We start from the raw sequence: 15,382 nt of genomic DNA, 5'->3' as shown, positions 1-15,382 counted from the left end.
GCCGACGCCGGCCCAGCAGACCGAGAACGCCCAGGCCCTTCAGCTCCGTATGTCGTTCTGGCGCTGCTGAGCTAGAACCTCGCCGAGCCAGCCGGCGAAAACCTCCAGATCCTTCACGTTGTCCTGCGGCACGCTCAGCGATTTCGCCCGCTCATCGCGAGGGATGACGGGCAGGGAGCGAAGGGTTTGCCAGCCGGTGATCACGCCGACCTCCCCGACCTCGCCCCACGCGAGCTGGCGTTGACCGAGCCGGATCCCGGTCTGGTCGATGATGAGCATCGGCCGAAGGGTGATCACCGGCCGGATGCAGTCCGCGATGGCAAGGAGGCACCCCACAGACAGGAGCACGCCGAGGGTCTTCCAGCCGAAGCCGCTCTTGCCGAGTGCGTCTGGAGCGTGCGAAAGCACGAGGTTCCCGGTGAGCACCACCATGATCGCCAGTCTGATCGCCATCCGGCGTCTGCGCTGCGGAAACACCACCTGGCCCGTTCGCTCAAACTCGTCCGACCAGGTGTCCGGACCTGCGTCGCCCATTGGCGGCATGTGGTTTCCCCCAGTCACTGTGGACCGTCACTGTAAAGGAAACGGCTTAGTCCGTGGGGGTCTGGCGTTGGGCTAGGAGGGCTCGGAGCCAGTCGGTGAGTTCGGCCAGGTTTTGGACGTTATCCTGGGGGATGCCGAGAGCGGTGGAACCGTGCTTGTCGAGCGGCTGGACCTGGACGGTGCGGAGGCCCGGGAGGCCCGAGGGTGCGTCGATGCGGGCGATTCCTTCCCAGGGGACCAGGCCCTTGGCGCGGTCCATACCCGAGGTGATGCCGACCCGGTCGACGGTGACCACGGGCCGGCGGGTGATCAGTTGCCACACAGTGAGCCCGACGACGCAGACGAATCCCGCGAGCGCCGTGAGCCGCAGTACGCCCAAGGTGCCGGAGACGTCGCCCGCGCGGAGGTGCTGGACGTTGCTCACCAGCGACGCGGCCATCAGCAGGGCGAAGAAGACCAGGCGGATCAGCAGACGGCTGCGGCGCTGGGGGAACACCACCCGGCCGGTGGTCTCGTACTCGCTGGTCCACGTAGCCGCGGTGCTCATCCTCAACCCCAGGTGGACTTGTGCTCGGCCGCGGTCGGCGGATCCGCGCCGTGCCGCGTGCAGGTGATCGCGGCCGCCTTCACCGCGTAGTCGACGACATCGGACAGGGTCTCCTCGTCCAGACCCTCCAGCCGTACTGCGCCCAGCAGGCCGCGGGTATGGAGTCCGGCGATCAGCGCGGACATGAACGAATCGCCCGCACCGACCGTGTCGACCACCTTGATCGCGGGGGCGGCAACCTCGATCCGCGCGGTCCGGCTGATCCCGATCGCGCCCTCGCCACCCCGGGTGATCACCACGCATCTGGTCCGGTCGACGGCCAGCAACTCGGCCGCGATCTCGTCTGGCGTAGCCCCGGGCCGCAGGAACTCGCAGTCCTCGTCACTGAGCTTCACCAGATCGGCGGAGGCAGCAAGACCCCGTACTGCGGCCCAGGTGCTCTCCGCGTCCGGGGTGATCGTCGGGCGGGCGTTCGGGTCCAGCGTGACCGTGACGGGTTGTTCCGCGAGGGAGCCGAGGAAACGGCGGATCGCCTCGGCGCCTGGTTCGAGCACGGTCGCGATCGAGCCCGTGTGGACCGCCGGGCAGCCACGGGACAGGGAGAGCGCAGGAGGCTCCCAGGTGATGTCGAACTGGTACGACGCGACCCCGTCCCCGTCGAGGGTCGCGGTCGCGGTACTGGTGCGGAAGTGCGGGTCGACCGAGCCGGGAGCGAGCTGGACGCCATTGCCGAACAAATGCGCGCCGAGCTGGTCGCCGTACGGGTCGGTGCCGAAGCGGGTGACCAGCTCGGTCGGCAGGCCGAGGCGGGCCAGCCCGACGGCGACGTTGGCGGGGGAGCCGCCGGGGGTCGCCTTGGTCCCGTGCCTGCCGTTGCGGCCGGATCCGCTGCCGTTGGAGCGACCGCCGGTGCCGACGATGTCCACGAGCGCCTCGCCGATGACGAGGACGGGTGCGGTCATCGGGCGTGCTCGAAGTCGATGGCCGAGTAGGCGCGCAGCTTGGAGAGCTGGTGCTCGCTCTCGATGCTGCGGATGGTGCCGCTGCGCGAACGCATCACCAGCGAGTGGGTGCGGGCGATCGAGCTGCGGTAGCGGACGCCGCGGAGCAGTTCGCCGTCGGTGATGCCGGTGGCGACGAAGAAGCAGTCGTCACCGCTGACCAGGTCGTCGGTGGAGAGCACCCGGTCGAGGTCGTGGCCGGCGTCGAGCGCCTTCTGCCGCTCCTCGTCATCACGCGGCCAGAGCTTGCCCTGGATCAGGCCGCCCATGCACTTCATCGCGCACGCCGCGATGATGCCTTCCGGAGTACCGCCGATGCCGACCAGCATGTCCAGGCCGGTGTCCGGCCGGGCCGCCTCCACCGCGCCGGCCACGTCGCCGTCGCTGATGAACTTGATCCGCGCGCCGGTGGCCCGGATCTGCGCTGCCAGGTCCTCATGACGCGGGCGGTCCAGCAGCACGACCGTGACGTCGTCGACCGTGGAGCCCTTCGCCTTCGCCACCCGGCGGATGTTCTCCCCGACCGGCAACCGGATGTCCACCACGTCGGCGGCCTCGGGTCCGACCACCAGCTTCTCCATGTAGAACACCGCGGACGGGTCGTACATCGTGTTGCGCGGCGCCACCGCCATCACGGCGATGCCGTTCGCCATCCCCTTGGCCACCAGCGTGGTCCCGTCGACCGGGTCCACGGCGACGTCGCACTCCGGGCCGACGCCGGAACCGACCTGCTCGCCGTTGTAGAGCATCGGGGCGTTGTCCTTCTCGCCCTCGCCGATCACCACCACGCCGTTCATCCCGACGGTGCCGATCAGCGTGCGCATCGCGTTCACCGCCGCGCCGTCGGCGCCGTTCTTGTCGCCCCGGCCGACCCACCGGCCGGCGGCCATCGCGGCCGCCTCGGTGACCCGGACCAGCTCGAGGGCCAGGTTGCGGTCGGGCGCGTGCTCGTCGACCTCGAGATGGGCAGGTGGCGTGGAGAGGTCGTTCATGCCACGGATCGTAGCCAACGGTCGGTGTCCGGCCGAGATCGGTCTCGGGGGACACTGGTGACATGAGCTCGACGAGTGAGGAGCAGGCGAGGGTCCGCGCGGAGGCCGAGGCCTACCGTGCGCAGAACAAGGTGGACCGGGCGAAGGCCCGCACCCTGACCAACATGTTCTGGGCGCTGCTGGCCTGCTTCATCGTGGTGGCGTTCCTCGCGGTGGTGACGTGGCGGCCCAAGTCGGAGAAGATCAACGCGGTCGAGTACACGGCTCAGCTGGAGGATGCGAGGAAGGTGGCGCCGTGGGTCCGTGGCCCGGCGCCGATGCCGGACGGCTGGACCGCGACCAGCGTGGAATTCCGCGCGCCGGAGCAAAGCCCGATCACCTGGCACCTCGGAATTGTCACCACCGAGAAGAAATACGTCGGCCTGGAACAGTCCAATGTCACCAACAAGGGATTCCAGTCCGACAAGCTGGGCAAGACTGAGGATGACGGTACGACGACCGTGTCCGGGGTGGTCTGGCAGCGGAAAACCCTGCTGGACCGCGAGAACGAGCATGCGCTCGTCCTGAGCGGCTCGGGTGTCACCACGATCGTGGTCGGAAATGCCGGGTATCCCGCGCTTGAAACGTTTGCGGCTACTTTGCGCTGATTGCCGCGAACTAATTCAGACGTTGACACGTCGAGGCGGCTCGGGGTTCGATCAGTTGATCGGCATCGACGAAGGAGCCTGGCGTGCGGTCTGAAAACCAGGTCGGGGGTTGATGCGGCGTGTTCGTCACCGGACTGGTGCTTGCCGCCGATGGGTCGCCGCGGCTCGGCGTGCCCAAAGAGCTGCTGTCCTACCAGGGTGAGACCCTGCTCGGGGCATCGCTGGACACCGCCCGCGAGTGCGGCTTCGACCAGTTGATCGTCACGCTGGGGACGGCGTCGGAGCAGGTCCGCGAACGCGTCGACCTGGACGGCGCCTGGGTGGTGGATTCACCGCACGCGGACACCGGTAGCTCGTCGATCGTGCCCGCCCTGGACGTGGTCGACCGGCGTACGGACGGCATCGTGGTGATGCTGGGCGACCAACCGGGCGTGACTTCGGCCACTGTCTGGTCCCTGGTCGCGGAGGTCGCGGGGCCCGCCACGCCGATCGGGGTGAGCCGCTACGACAACGGCCAGGGGCACCCGTGCTGGTTCGGCCGCGAGCTCTTCGGCGAGTTGCGGCAGCTCCGCAGCGACCTGGACGTCTGGGGCCTGATCCGGGCCGGGCGCCACCCGATCACCGAAGTAGATGCCGCCGGCAACATCCCGCTCCGGGTCGAGACCTGGGAGGACTACCAGACCCTGGTCGCCCTCCCCGACATCGAGGAGGAGGCCCCCGTCGTCCCACCCGCTGCGCTCCCCACCCGAGGCCGCCTGTCCCGTCGCCGCTCCCGCCGCCCCAAGGTCTGACCTCGAACGACCACGAGCCCCACGATGCGGCGAGTGGGGTCTACTTCGGGAGCAAAGTGAGGAGACCGTCGGCAAGGTCTCCTCGCCAGCAGGCGAAGTCGTGGCCGCCTTGGTACTCCCGGTAGGTGAGGTCGTGGGCGGAGAGGGCGTCGCGCATTCTGCGGTTGCCGGTCAGCAGGTCGCGCTCGTGGAGGCCGGCGGTGAGGTGGAATCGGGTCCGCGGACCTGTTTCGACGGCCTCGATCTCCGCCTCACCGATCAGCTCGCCAACCTCCTCGGTGCCAGGCCACCAGAACGAGCAGGACTGGCCGAGGACCGCGCCGAAGCGTTCGGGACGGGTCCGCGCGAGGTGCGTCGAGAGCAACCCGCCCAGGCTCTGCCCGGCGACGACCGTCCTCGCCGGATCCCGGGTCACCTTCCAACCGTCCTCCACGAAGGGGATCAGGTCGTCCACCAGTGGACTGAAGAGCCAGGGCCGCGTGAGCCCGTGGTACCGGCGGGCGCCGCCGATGGTGTCGACCAGCAACACCACGACCGGTTCGAGCAGCCCGTCCGCGACGAAGTTGTCGAGCATCGTCGTGACATCGAGGCTGAGCCACCGGACACCGTCGAAGAGCACCACGAGCGGTGCGTCCACCTCGGCGCCGGGCGCTTGGTAGACGTGCACCGACGAGCTGCCCAGTGCGTGACGAGTCACCCTGCCCGTCGGCGTACCGAGACGGCGGCGCCAGCCTGGTTGGGGCGGTGCGGCAGGCAGTTCGAGTACAGAAGCCGGCCCTTGGTTCCCGAAGGTGCAGCCGGCCGGGAGGATCGCCGGATTGGCCGGATCGGCCAGGCCCGCAGTCATCACGGCGCTCCATCGCTCGTCGTCGATCGGCCCTTCGCGCAGTGAACCGTGCCGCACCGGACACAGCTGGTACGACGTACGCAGGTCCGCCGGGAGCCGGAGTGTTCCGCTCCACACGCCGTCGGGTTGCCGGTCGAGCAGGAACGGCTCCAATCGCCCGTCGTCCTGCGCGTGATCGGTCAACGCGATCAACCGTACGAGCACGTCGTCGACCGGTGGACCGGCCGGCTCGGCCCAGCTGAAGGTGACGAGGCAGAAGGCGGGATCGGGGTCGGGCGTGATCAGCATCGGGCACTCCTCCGGGCGATGGGTGAAACTGCCGTCGTCGTACCATGAGACTGGTTGTTTCATCCATCGCCAGGAGTCGTCGTGGACCAGAAGCTGGTGGCGGTCGCCGTCGAACTGCTCGACGAGGAGGGCTGGCCGGCGCTGAGCCTGGACCGGATCGCCGAGCGTGCAGGCGTGTCCCGCGCGACCGTCTGGCGCCATGGCCTGACCCGAGCCTCGGTCGAAGCCCTGCTCCGCCGGCGACTGGTGGCGGACTACCGCGAACTGATGTGGGCGCCGCTGACGATGGACGGCAGCGGCCGGGACCGCCTGACCGCCGCCCTGCACTCCCTCTGCGCCGTCGCCGAACGCAACCTTCCACTGCTTGCCCACACGGAGGAGGCGTTCCACGGTCCCGACCTGGACGGCGTCGGCGAGCAACTCGACTTCTTCGGCCCTTGGCTCCGCATCCTCGAAGCCGGCGCCGCCGACAGCACCCTCGATCCACCCGAGGACCGCGAACGGTACGTCGTGGCCCTCACCAACCTGACCCTCCTCACTTACGTCCACCTCCGCGCCTTCCACGGCCCCTACGGCTGGACCGCCGCCAGCACGGCCGACTGCCTCATCGACCTTCTCGCCTCGGGCTATCGGCAGGACCTCAGTGGCTGCCGGCCAGGCGGAGGCCCAGGACGCCGGCGACGATGAGGCCGATGCAGGCGATCCGGATGGGTGTGAGTGGTTCGTCGAAGAGGACGACGCCCAGCATGACCACCCCGACGGAACCCAGACCGGTCCAGACGGCGTACGCAGTACCGACGGGCAGGCGGTCCAGGGTCTTCGAGAGCAGGTACACCGAGATGACGCCGAAGACGAGGACGCCGGCGGTCGGCCAGAAGCGGCTGAAGCCGTCGCTGGGCTTGAGGCTCAGAGCGAAGGCGATCTCGCAGGCTGCCGCGGCGACCAGCACCCACCAAGCCATCAGGCCGCCAGCGAACCGCGGAGGTGGCGGATGGTCACCGTGGCGACCCGGGCGCCCAGCGCGGCCGCGGTACGCAGGTCGGTCTCCGGTGGCACCTTCTCGGCCGACAGGTCGGCATCGGACTGCGCCATCGCACCCAGCCAACTGCCGAGCCGGTTGAGGTCCTCGATGCTCGCGGTCGACGTCGCCCAGCCCGGATAGAGGTCCAGGCCGACCCAGATCATCCCGTGCTGAGCGGCGAGGATGGCGAAGTCGACCAGGCTGTTCAGCTTGTCGCCGGACATCGCCTTCGAGTTGGTGAATCCGGCGGCGATCTTGTCCCGCCAGCCGAGGTTGTCGGCCCAGACCGTCGCGCTCGCCTCGGCGAACGCCTTGAAGACCGCGCTCGGGCTGCCCATGTACGTCGGCGCGCCGAAGATGATCGCGTCCGCCTGCGCGAGCCGCTCCCACACCTCATCGGTGAGTTCGTCCAGCGAGACCAAGTCGGCGACAGCCCCCGGTACTCCGGCCGCGCCGGCGGCGACCGCCTCGGCCTGTTTCGCGGTGTGACCGTAGCCGGAGTGGTACGCGACCGCGATCCGGGCGGTGGTGTTGCTCATGGTGCATTCCTCCTGGTGGTAGGTGGCCTCGAGGGGCCGAGCGGACTACAGTCCGTCTTATGAACGACCGTACCGGACCACAGTCCGTTTCACAACAGGGTTTGCCCGTCCTGGGTGAGCCACGTCCCGAACGTGCCGACGCGCGCCGGAACCGGCTGAAGGTGCTGGAGGCCGCGGACCGGCTGTTCGCCGAGCTTGGCGTGAAGAACGTCTCGCTGGACGCGATCGCGGCCGCTGCGGGAGTCGGGAAGGGCACCGTCTTCCGGCGGTTCGGCGACCGGGCCGGGCTCGCGGTGGCGTTGCTGGACGAGCGGGAGCAGGAGTTGCAGGCGAAGATCCTGAGCGGGCCGCCGCCGCTCGGTCCGGGTGCGCCGGCCGTCGAGCGGGTGACAGCGTTCCTCGACGCCTATCTGGACCTGCTGGACCGCCATGTCGAGCTGTTCATGGACAGCGAGAACGCGTCGGACGGCGCGCGTTACCGCATCGGGTCATACCGCCTGTGGCACCGGCACATCGCGATGCTGGTCGAGGAGGCGCGGGCCGAGCTCGACGCCGACTACACCGCCCACGTGATCCTCGCGCCGCTGGCCGCCGACCTCCACAACGCTCTCCGCACCGAGGGCTTCGACCTCGCCCGGATGCAGTCAGGTCTTCGTGCGGTCGCCGTTGCTGTACTCGGGCCGCGCCTGCAGGCGGAGGCGTAGTTCCGGGAGGTTGTTCAGGCTGGAGTGGGTGCGATCCGGCGTCTCGGTGAAGCCATAGCGGCGGTAGAAGGCGCGGGCGCGGATGTTGGCTTCGAGCACCCAGAGCCAAACCTGGTCGCATCCCGCGGCTCTGAGGTCGGCAACCGCGGCGTCAGTCAGGACGCGTGCGGCTCCTGAGCCCCACCAGTCCGGGTGCACGAACAGCGCGTACAACTCGCCGACGTGCTCGGGCGCATCGGCCTCCCGCTCGGGGCCGACGCCCGCATACCCCACGATCTCGCCGCCTGCGACCGCAGCCGCGACGTACAGGCGGGAGCGTCCGGCGGCGATGCTGTCGGCCCAGGAAGCGGCGATCTTCGCGGGATCCATGGCGTCGAGGAAGTCCTGCGGCACCAGTCCGGCGAACGCGCCGCGCCAGCTCGCCACCCGCGCCACGGCCGCGCCGTACAGGTCGCCCGACCGAGCTGCCCGTACGTCGAACGCGGTGCCGGGCCGTACGTCGCCGGGCCGTACGTCGAGCCGGCGGTCGGCGGTGGATCGGCAGTCGGTAGGGGCAGGGTGGTCGGGCAAGGTCAGTCGGTCTTCTCCTGGTGGGCGGCTTGGGCTTCGGCGAGTCGCTTGCGGGCGCCGTCGAGCCACTGCTGGCAGGTCGCCGCCAGCTCCTCGCCGCGCTCCCAGAGCGCGAGGGACTCCTCCAGTGAGGTGCCGCCGGCCTCCAGTTTGCGGACCACCTCGACGAGCTCCTCGCGGGCCTGCTCGTAGGAAATCTCGGGTCGATCGGCGGTCACTTGCTCTCCTTCGAGCTCGAGGTCACTTCCACATCGAATCGGCCATCGCTGACCCGTGCGTTCAGCAGATCACCCACCGACACCTGCCCGACCTCCCGTACTGCGGTGCCGTCGGCGAGCTGGAGCACGGAGTACCCGCGGTCGAGGGTTGCCTTGGGGGACAGGGCGCGCACACTCGCCAGCCGGTGGGCCAGGTCGTCGCCGGCGCGGTCGAGCCGGTGGGTCAAGGTCCGGCGATTGCGCTCCACCAGCGCGACGATCTCGTCGGAACGCCGCTGCAGGTCGGTCGTCGGGGCGGCCAGCGCCGGACGGCTCCGGATCGCGGCCAACGCGTGGATCTCCCGCTCGAGCCAGCCCCGCACGGCGCGGTTGGCGCGCTCGCGCAGCAGGCGAACCCCATCCAGCTCCTCGCGCACGTCCGGCACGATCCGCTTGGCGGCATCGGTCGGCGTCGACGCGCGCAGGTCGGCGACCAGGTCGAGCAGCGGGGAATCAGGCTCATGACCGATCGCGCTGACGATCGGCGTACGGGCCTGGGAGACGGCGCGGATCAGGCCTTCGTCCGAGAACGGCAGCAGGTCCTCCAGGGAGCCGCCGCCGCGGGCGATGACGATCACCTCGACGGACTCGTCCGCGTCCAGCCGGCGCAGCGCGGTCATCACCTCGCCGGCCGCGGACGGCCCCTGGACCGACGCGTACTCGACGCGGAAGACGACTGCGGGCCAGCGGCGCTTGGCGTTCTCCAGGACGTCGCGCTCCGCTGCCGAGTCGCGGCCGCAGATCAGCCCGATCGTGTGCGGCAGGAACGGCAACGCCTTCTTGCGGTACGCCGCGAAGAGTCCCTCGGCCGCGAGTAGTTGCTTCAGGCGCTCGATCCGGGCGAGGAGTTCACCGATGCCGACGTGCCGGATCTCGCTGACCGCCAGGGCGAGCGTGCCACGTTTGGCGAAGAAGTTGGGCTTGGCGTTCACGACGACGCGCGAGCCGTCGGTGACGGGTGGATCGACCGCGTCGAAGATCCGCCGGTTGCAGGTGAAGCGCAGCGAGATGTCCGCGTCGGTGTCGCGCAGCGTGCCGAACACCGTCGACATGCCACGCCCCGCCGACACGTCCGTCAGCTGTCCCTCGACCCAGACGGCGCCGAGCTGGTTGATCCAGCCGGCAATGCCGTTCGCGATCGTGCGAACGGCCGCAGGCGCATCCGGCGAGGTTTCCAAAGCCACCCGGCGACTCTACGGCCACCCGCCGACAATCCCTCCCAGCCCCTGTGGATGGCGCGCCGGGTAGGGCCTGTGGATGACGGGTCGGGGGAGTAGCGCCGACCCGTACATTCTCTGGCATGCCGAACTGAACGCCCTGTCCGAGACGTTTCGAGCTGGTCTGGGCGACGAGCTCGGAACACGGTGCGAATCGCTTGATCGCTCCGCGGCTCGGTCTGCTCGACGACCTCCCGGTGATCCTCTGGCCGGCAGACGCCAGGGGCAACCCGAGTCGACGCTCCTGGAAGACGCCGCACGTCGCCGAGTGGGTCGGTGCGCGGCCGATCGTCTGGATCGACGACGAGGTCAACCGCTACGACCGTTTCTACCTCGACGCGGTCGAACGGCTCGGCCCGTACCTCTTGCACCGCGTCGAGGCCAACCGTGGCCTTGTGCCTGCGGACTTCGATGTGATCCAGGCCTGGGCGCAAGACGCCTTCGAGCCGCGCAGTATTCGGTTGACAGACCACCAGATCTACCAGAGCGGCGTCGCCGTCTTGACCTACCACAAAGGCCTGAAAACCCTTTGCGCACCAGGGGATCCGCCCGCATCCTTGAGGCAGTGAACACCTCCTGGGAAGGAGCCGCCCGGACAGGGCGGGCGGCTCCCGACTTCCGGCTCGTTGCCAACAGCAACGGCATTCCCGGTGACAACAGTTCACGCGCCAGGGTGGCGCAGCTGGCTAGCGTGCACCCCTCATAAGGGTGAGGTCGCCGGTTCGATCCCGGCCCCTGGTACGCGTCATCCGGTCATGTCCTCAACACCTCACGCTTGCCGGTGAGGCGGTGGTTGGTGAGGTGGGTCACGCTGTGGCTGGTGATGTCCGCCACGGCCGGGAGGGCGTCCGGCAGGGGCCCGTACCATGGGAGCCGTGACTGTCCAGCCTGAAGACTCCGGTACGCCGACCGCGCTCAAGACGAAGCGGGTGCTGCTCGCGGCCCCACGCGGGTACTGCGCGGGCGTGGACCGGGCGGTCGTCGCCGTCGAGAAGGCGCTCGACCTGTACGGGCCGCCGGTCTACGTGCGCAAGGAGATCGTGCACAACAAGCACGTCGTGCAGACGCTGCAGGCGCGCGGCGCGATCTTCGTGGACGAGACCGTCGAGGTGCCGGAGGGCGAGACGGTGATCTTCTCCGCGCACGGCGTGGCGCCGGTGGTGCACGAGGAGGCGGCCGCGCGGCAGTTGAAGACGATCGACGCGACCTGCCCGCTGGTGACGAAGGTGCACCACGAGGCGAAGCGGTTCGCCGCCACCGACTTCGACATCCTGCTGATCGGTCACGAGGGCCACGAAGAGGTCATCGGCACCAGCGGCGAGGCCCCGGACCACATCCACCTGGTGGACGGCCCCGGCGACGTCCCGAACGTCGTCGTCCGCGACCCCGAGAAGGTCGTCTGGCTGTCCCAGACCACGCTCTCGGTGGACGAGACGATGGAGACCGTACGCCGGCTGCGCGAGCGGTTCCCCGCGCTGCAGGACCCGCCGAGCGACGACATCTGCTACGCCACCCAGAACCGCCAGGCGGCGGTGAAGAAGCTGGCTCCCGACGCGGACCTGATGATCGTGGTCGGCTCGCGCAACTCCTCGAACTCGGTCCGCCTGGTCGAGGTCGCCGTCGAGCACGGCGCCAAGGCGGGCTACCTGGTCGACTACGCGGCCGAGATCGACGAGGCCTGGCTGGAGGGTGTCGACTCGGTCGGCGTCACCAGCGGTGCGAGCGTGCCGGAGTTGCTGGTGCGCGACGTGCTCAGCTGGCTGGCCGAGCGCGGCTACGCGGAGGTGCAGGAAGTCACCACCGCGGAGGAGAGCCTGGTGTTCTCCCTGCCCCGCGAGCTCCGCACCGACCTGAAGGCCGCCGGCCTGGCGACCACTGGCACCTCCGACCACGCCTGAAGGCTAGGCGTCGTCCTCACGATCTTCAGCTTCGCCGTCTTGACGACCTCCTGTACGCCGTTCGGCCCGCAGTACTGGATCGTGTAGGTGAAGGTGTAGGTGCCTGGCGTGGCGTAGGTGTGCGGTCGGCCGACCACGTTCGACCAGTCGCCCTCGACGCGGTTGGTGATCGGCGCCAGCATCGAGCCCCACTCGCGGTACCGCATCGAGACCGTCATCCCGTCGATCGTCGGCGACAGCGTGAGGTTGAGCTCATGCAATTCCCTCGGGGTCGGCTCACGTAATAGGACCGTGCAAGACAGATGGTCGCGTTTGTGCGGCAGCGTCGATGTCCATCTAGCGCCTCCTCGCCGCACCGAAAACCCACAGGTCCGCCCAAAATGTCAGCACTGGCATCATCACCCCATGCCCCGCACCAGCCTCCTCTCCCAAGCCCGCGACCTATGGACCGACATCGCCTCGACCGACGTCGCCTTCCCGTCCACCGGCCTGACGGTCGTCACGTCTCCGACCTCGAAGATGTGCCCACCAGGCTGGATGGGTCTCGTCATCCTCGGCGAAGCGGCGATCGCCACCGCCCCGGATGACGAAAACGCGGAGAGGGCCCGTAAAGTCCTCGCCAACCTGTCGATCGCCCAACTCCGCAGCGACAAGGGAGTGGCCCAAGCCCTCACCCCGACCGCCGTCCTCGGCCCGACGGCACTCGCCTACCTCACCGCCGACGACTTCCGGCCCGCCGACTCCGCCGCCCTCGCCGCAGGCCAGACCATCGAGGAACTCCCCGCAGACCACGAAGACCTCCGAGCCCTGGAACGGCTATGCAGCCGACGCGACACCGACGAGGCGGGAATCGACAAGATCACTTCCCCAGTCTTCGTCATCCGCGAAGCAGACGAAAGCAATGAGGTCATCGCAGCATCCGGCCACACCAGCTGGCCTCGAAACACTGCCCACCTCAGCGTCCTCACTGCACCCTCAGCCCGAGGCAGAGGACTGGCCCGCGCCACTGCGTCCGCCGCGGTCGCCCACGCACTCGCGGCCGGGATGCTCCCGCAGTGGCGCGCCCGCGTGCCGGAATCCCTCAGTGTCGCCCGCGCTTTGGGTTTCAGCGAACTCGGGACCCAGATCAGGGTCCAGCTCGATTCGTGACGCAGGAACCACGCTCATTGGACCGACCCCGGATTGGTGATCGGTCAGGTGGTCGCGGTCTTCGCTTTGGTAGCTTGTTCGGCCGGTAGAACGGCCCGTTCACGAACACTTGGTGGCCCGTGTTGATGAGCCTGTCCAGGAGGGACTCGGCCACGACCGGGTTCAGAAACAGCGGATACCAGTCCTGGGGTGCGCGATTGGCGGTGATCGCGATCGAGCGGTCCTCGGCGAGGCCCTTGGAGATGAGGTCGTAGAGGTCGTCGGCCTGAATGGGGTGAATTCACCGCTGTGTCGGCTACTGGGTGAGGCTCTTGCCGAGGTAGGCGCGGGCGATCATCGTCACCCACTGGTAGACGGCGTCCTCGGCGGGGGCGAGCGGGCCGGGGCGGAAGTGCGGTGACTCCGCGCCCCGCTGCACCGACTCGCAGGCGGCCCAGTCCTCGCGGTTCGTGACATCCCAGAACTCGACCGCGTACGACGGGTCGTCCACCTCGTCGGGGAAGTACCACGAGCACTCGATCGCGGTGACTCCCGATGAGCGCGGCTCGAGTCGGTGCGTCATCACGTAGTCGGGGTGGAGCGAGATCAGCAGGTTCGGGAACAGCCCGAGGTAGTTCACCGTCCGCGGATCCACACCAGGTAGCGGGATCCCGCGGGACCGCCCGTCGAGCGACATCGTCTCGACTCCCGGACGAAGATCCATCAGCCCGCCGACCCAGGCGCCGGGGAGGTTCCAGTTGTCGCCGGAGGTCGGCGGGGACACCTTGCACAGTTCCGGGTGGATCAGCGGGCAGTGGTAACACTCGTGGTAGTTCTCCACGATCGTCTTCCAGTTCGACGCCACGTCGTAGCTGTGCCGCGCCTTCAGCGACAACGCCTCCGGCCGGTACGGCGCGACGAGGTCGGTGATCCCGCCGAGGTGCTCGGAGAACGGCGCCGCCGTGCCGAGCGCGTTGACGAAGAGCCACCCGTGCCAGACCTCCGACGGGAGTTCGGTCAGTCCGTACGGCGCGGGGTCGAACGTGTCGCCCATCCGCGGCGCCGCCTTCACCGCGCCGTCCAGTTCGTACGACCAGCCGTGGTACGGGCAGACCACCGAGCGGCGGTCGCTCGTACCACCCTGGCCGAGGAGTTCGTGGCCGCGATGCCTGCAGGTGTTGGCGAACGCGCGCGGGCGCTCCCCGAACGTGAGGATCACCCCGACGTCGCCGACCACCGTCGCGCGGTACGTCGTACCGGCTGCCAGTTCGTCGGCGCGGCCGAGGCAGGTCCAGGTGGCGGCGAAGAAGTTGCGGCGTTCCCAGGCGAGCACGGCCGGGTCTGTGTACGCCGCCTGCGGCAGCATGACGGACTCGCCGTGCGGGCGGAGTGAGGCTGCCAGGGCGGTGGGGTCGACCGGTGCGTTCGCCATCCAGTCACTATCGGGTGCTGGTCGCATAGAAGTCGAGCACGTAGTCCCAGCCGGAGTCGTAGCCGGCGCGCGCCTGGACACCGTCCGGACGACGCTCCCAGCCGCGGTGCGTCAGGACGACCTCGGTGCCGTCGGCGACGGGCCGGAAGGTGACGGTGACGTGGCCGGCCTGCTTCGGGTCGTTGCCGGGGTGCCAGGTGAAGCTGACCGTCTGGGGCGGGTCCCAGTCCGACACGGTGCCCCAGTAGCAGGTCGGGCCGTGTTTGTCGTATTCCACGATCCGGCCGCCGACAGCGCCTTCCAGCCGTACGTCTGTCGCCTTCTCGAGGCCGACCGAGTGGGTGACGAGCGGCCACCACGCCGCCATCTCCGCCGTGAACAGCTCGAACGCCCGCCCCGGCGACGCCGGCACCACCACTGTCTTCACCAGCGGCGCGATCTCCTGATTGATGCTCATCGCCCTTCCTCGCTCTCTCCCGTACTCCGCCCGCCGCCGTCTTCGGTATTGCGGCTGCCGCGGTCTTCGGTACTGCGGCTGCCCTCGGTTTCGGTGGTCCCCTCGACGCGGCGTACGTGCTCCGCGAAGGCGTCCAGTGCGTCGCCCCAGAACTGGTCGAGCCAGTCCCGCACCTCGGCGAGTCCGCTCCGGTCGATCCGGTAGATGTTCCGGGTGCCCTGCGGCTCGTGATCCACCAGACCGGCGAGGCCGAGCACCTTCAGGTGCTGCGAGATCGCCGGTCTGCTGACCGGCACCCGATCGGCCAGCACCGCCACGGAGCTCGGCCCCTGCCGCCGCAATGTGTCCAGGATCGCCCGCCGGGTCGGATCGCCCAGCGCGTCGAGCACGGTGCTCACTTGGTAAGTCCCCACGAACGGTAAGCTGCCACTAACCGATGCGCGCGTCAAGGTCCAGGCAGAAAGAGACCCCGGGTCCCGGCCGGGCAGCTGGCGGGACCCGGG

The 15,382-nt window shown here is 69.2% G+C and carries 21 protein-coding genes and 1 tRNA gene; 8 read left to right on the top strand and 14 right to left on the bottom strand.

Annotated features, from left to right (window positions below; genetic code table 11):
- Window positions 1-39: 39 nt before the first annotated feature.
- The 4 genes from EV644_RS35195 to glpX form a co-directional block, all read right to left on the bottom strand.
- On the bottom strand, window positions 40-453 hold the full coding sequence (locus tag EV644_RS35195) for a hypothetical protein (protein ID WP_132194541.1): 414 nt from the start codon (window positions 451-453) through the stop codon (window positions 40-42).
- A gap of 136 nt (window positions 454-589) precedes the next feature.
- Complete coding sequence (locus EV644_RS35190) at window positions 590-1,090, bottom strand: hypothetical protein (RefSeq protein ID WP_132194543.1); 501 nt, start codon at window positions 1,088-1,090, stop codon at window positions 590-592.
- 2 nt (window positions 1,091-1,092) lie between these two features.
- A complete protein-coding gene (locus EV644_RS35185) occupies window positions 1,093-2,052 on the bottom strand; it encodes a carbohydrate kinase family protein (RefSeq protein ID WP_132194545.1) in 960 nt (319 codons plus the stop codon).
- Window positions 2,049-3,083, bottom strand: a complete 1,035-nt coding sequence (gene glpX / locus EV644_RS35180; protein WP_132194547.1) for a class II fructose-bisphosphatase — start codon at window positions 3,081-3,083, stop codon at window positions 2,049-2,051. The genes EV644_RS35185 and glpX overlap by 4 nt, the downstream gene beginning before the upstream one ends.
- Window positions 3,084-3,145: 62 nt before the next feature.
- On the opposite strand from glpX, the gene EV644_RS35175 reads away from it, so the two are divergent.
- Both EV644_RS35175 and EV644_RS35170 read left to right on the top strand, forming a co-directional pair.
- Window positions 3,146-3,730, top strand: a complete 585-nt coding sequence (locus EV644_RS35175) for a DUF4245 domain-containing protein (protein ID WP_132194549.1) — start codon at window positions 3,146-3,148, stop codon at window positions 3,728-3,730.
- A 119-nt stretch (window positions 3,731-3,849) separates the two neighbouring features.
- Complete coding sequence (locus EV644_RS35170; protein ID WP_132194551.1) at window positions 3,850-4,521, top strand: nucleotidyltransferase family protein; 672 nt, start codon at window positions 3,850-3,852, stop codon at window positions 4,519-4,521.
- 40 nt (window positions 4,522-4,561) lie between these two features.
- On the opposite strand, the gene EV644_RS35165 is transcribed toward EV644_RS35170, so the two are convergent.
- Window positions 4,562-5,656, bottom strand: coding sequence for an enterochelin esterase domain-containing protein (locus EV644_RS35165; RefSeq protein WP_158293012.1), 1,095 nt, complete (start codon window positions 5,654-5,656; stop codon window positions 4,562-4,564).
- Window positions 5,657-5,737: 81 nt separating this feature from the next.
- Between EV644_RS35165 and EV644_RS35160 the strand changes: the two genes are divergently transcribed.
- Window positions 5,738-6,343 (top strand): TetR/AcrR family transcriptional regulator, encoded by a 606-nt coding sequence (locus tag EV644_RS35160; protein ID WP_158293011.1) that lies wholly within the window; start codon window positions 5,738-5,740, stop codon window positions 6,341-6,343.
- Here the strand turns inward: EV644_RS35160 and EV644_RS35155 are convergent.
- On the bottom strand, window positions 6,297-6,617 hold the full coding sequence (locus tag EV644_RS35155) for a DMT family transporter (protein WP_132194557.1): 321 nt from the start codon (window positions 6,615-6,617) through the stop codon (window positions 6,297-6,299). The two genes, EV644_RS35160 and EV644_RS35155, sit on opposite strands and share 47 nt — an antisense overlap.
- Entirely contained in the window at window positions 6,617-7,216 is a 600-nt protein-coding gene (locus EV644_RS35150; protein ID WP_132194559.1) for a flavodoxin family protein, read from the bottom strand. The genes EV644_RS35155 and EV644_RS35150 overlap by 1 nt, the downstream gene beginning before the upstream one ends.
- Window positions 7,217-7,275: 59 nt before the next feature.
- On the opposite strand from EV644_RS35150, the gene EV644_RS35145 reads away from it, so the two are divergent.
- Window positions 7,276-7,920 carry a TetR/AcrR family transcriptional regulator gene (locus EV644_RS35145; RefSeq protein WP_132194561.1) on the top strand — a complete coding sequence of 215 codons (645 nt, stop codon included), beginning with the start codon at window positions 7,276-7,278 and terminating at the stop codon, window positions 7,918-7,920.
- Here EV644_RS35145 and EV644_RS35140 read toward each other — a convergent pair.
- The 3 genes from EV644_RS35140 to xseA are packed head-to-tail and all read right to left on the bottom strand — an operon-like array spanning window position 7,861 to window position 9,931.
- The gene (locus tag EV644_RS35140; RefSeq protein WP_132194563.1) at window positions 7,861-8,490 is read right to left on the bottom strand and encodes a GNAT family N-acetyltransferase; all 630 of its coding nucleotides are present in this window, start codon (window positions 8,488-8,490) and stop codon (window positions 7,861-7,863) included. The genes EV644_RS35145 and EV644_RS35140 overlap by 60 nt on opposite strands.
- Before the next feature lie 2 nt (window positions 8,491-8,492).
- Entirely contained in the window at window positions 8,493-8,708 is a 216-nt protein-coding gene (locus EV644_RS35135) for an exodeoxyribonuclease VII small subunit (RefSeq protein WP_132194565.1), read from the bottom strand.
- Window positions 8,705-9,931: an exodeoxyribonuclease VII large subunit gene (gene xseA / locus EV644_RS35130; RefSeq protein ID WP_132194567.1), complete on the bottom strand. Its 1,227-nt coding sequence runs from the start codon at window positions 9,929-9,931 to the stop codon at window positions 8,705-8,707. The genes EV644_RS35135 and xseA overlap by 4 nt, the downstream gene beginning before the upstream one ends.
- Window positions 9,932-10,122: 191 nt before the next feature.
- Here xseA and EV644_RS35125 point away from each other — a divergent pair, with 191 nt between their 5' ends.
- The 4 genes from EV644_RS35125 (at window position 10,123) to EV644_RS35110 (ending at window position 13,011) form a co-directional block, all read left to right on the top strand.
- A complete protein-coding gene (locus EV644_RS35125; RefSeq protein WP_132194569.1) occupies window positions 10,123-10,533 on the top strand; it encodes a hypothetical protein in 411 nt (136 codons plus the stop codon).
- Between the two features lie 98 nt (window positions 10,534-10,631).
- Window positions 10,632-10,705, top strand: a tRNA-Met gene (locus EV644_RS35120).
- A gap of 125 nt (window positions 10,706-10,830) precedes the next feature.
- The gene (locus EV644_RS35115; protein WP_132194571.1) at window positions 10,831-11,862 is read left to right on the top strand and encodes a 4-hydroxy-3-methylbut-2-enyl diphosphate reductase; all 1,032 of its coding nucleotides are present in this window, start codon (window positions 10,831-10,833) and stop codon (window positions 11,860-11,862) included.
- Window positions 11,863-12,267: 405 nt separating this feature from the next.
- On the top strand, window positions 12,268-13,011 hold the full coding sequence (locus EV644_RS35110) for a GNAT family N-acetyltransferase (RefSeq protein ID WP_132194573.1): 744 nt from the start codon (window positions 12,268-12,270) through the stop codon (window positions 13,009-13,011).
- Here the strand turns inward: EV644_RS35110 and EV644_RS47955 are convergent.
- From EV644_RS47955 to EV644_RS35090, 4 genes are read right to left on the bottom strand one after another with little or no spacing between them, the layout of a single operon-like run.
- Entirely contained in the window at window positions 12,989-13,282 is a 294-nt protein-coding gene (locus tag EV644_RS47955; RefSeq protein WP_369410581.1) for an ATP-binding protein, read from the bottom strand. The two genes, EV644_RS35110 and EV644_RS47955, sit on opposite strands and share 23 nt — an antisense overlap.
- Before the next feature lie 24 nt (window positions 13,283-13,306).
- A complete protein-coding gene (locus EV644_RS35100) occupies window positions 13,307-14,422 on the bottom strand; it encodes an aromatic ring-hydroxylating oxygenase subunit alpha (protein ID WP_132194575.1) in 1,116 nt (371 codons plus the stop codon).
- A gap of 7 nt (window positions 14,423-14,429) precedes the next feature.
- Entirely contained in the window at window positions 14,430-14,879 is a 450-nt protein-coding gene (locus tag EV644_RS35095; protein ID WP_132194577.1) for an SRPBCC family protein, read from the bottom strand.
- Window positions 14,876-15,277 carry an ArsR/SmtB family transcription factor gene (locus EV644_RS35090; protein ID WP_241999240.1) on the bottom strand — a complete coding sequence of 134 codons (402 nt, stop codon included), beginning with the start codon at window positions 15,275-15,277 and terminating at the stop codon, window positions 14,876-14,878. Before EV644_RS35090 ends, EV644_RS35095 begins: the two co-directional genes overlap by 4 nt.
- Window positions 15,278-15,382: the final 105 nt, after the last annotated feature.

It is taken from the genome of Kribbella orskensis, assembly GCF_004342085.1.
Taxonomy (GTDB): domain Bacteria; phylum Actinomycetota; class Actinomycetes; order Propionibacteriales; family Kribbellaceae; genus Kribbella; species Kribbella orskensis.
The sequence above is the reverse complement of the archived record's forward strand: the minus strand, read 5'-3'. Positions and strand labels throughout refer to the sequence as shown.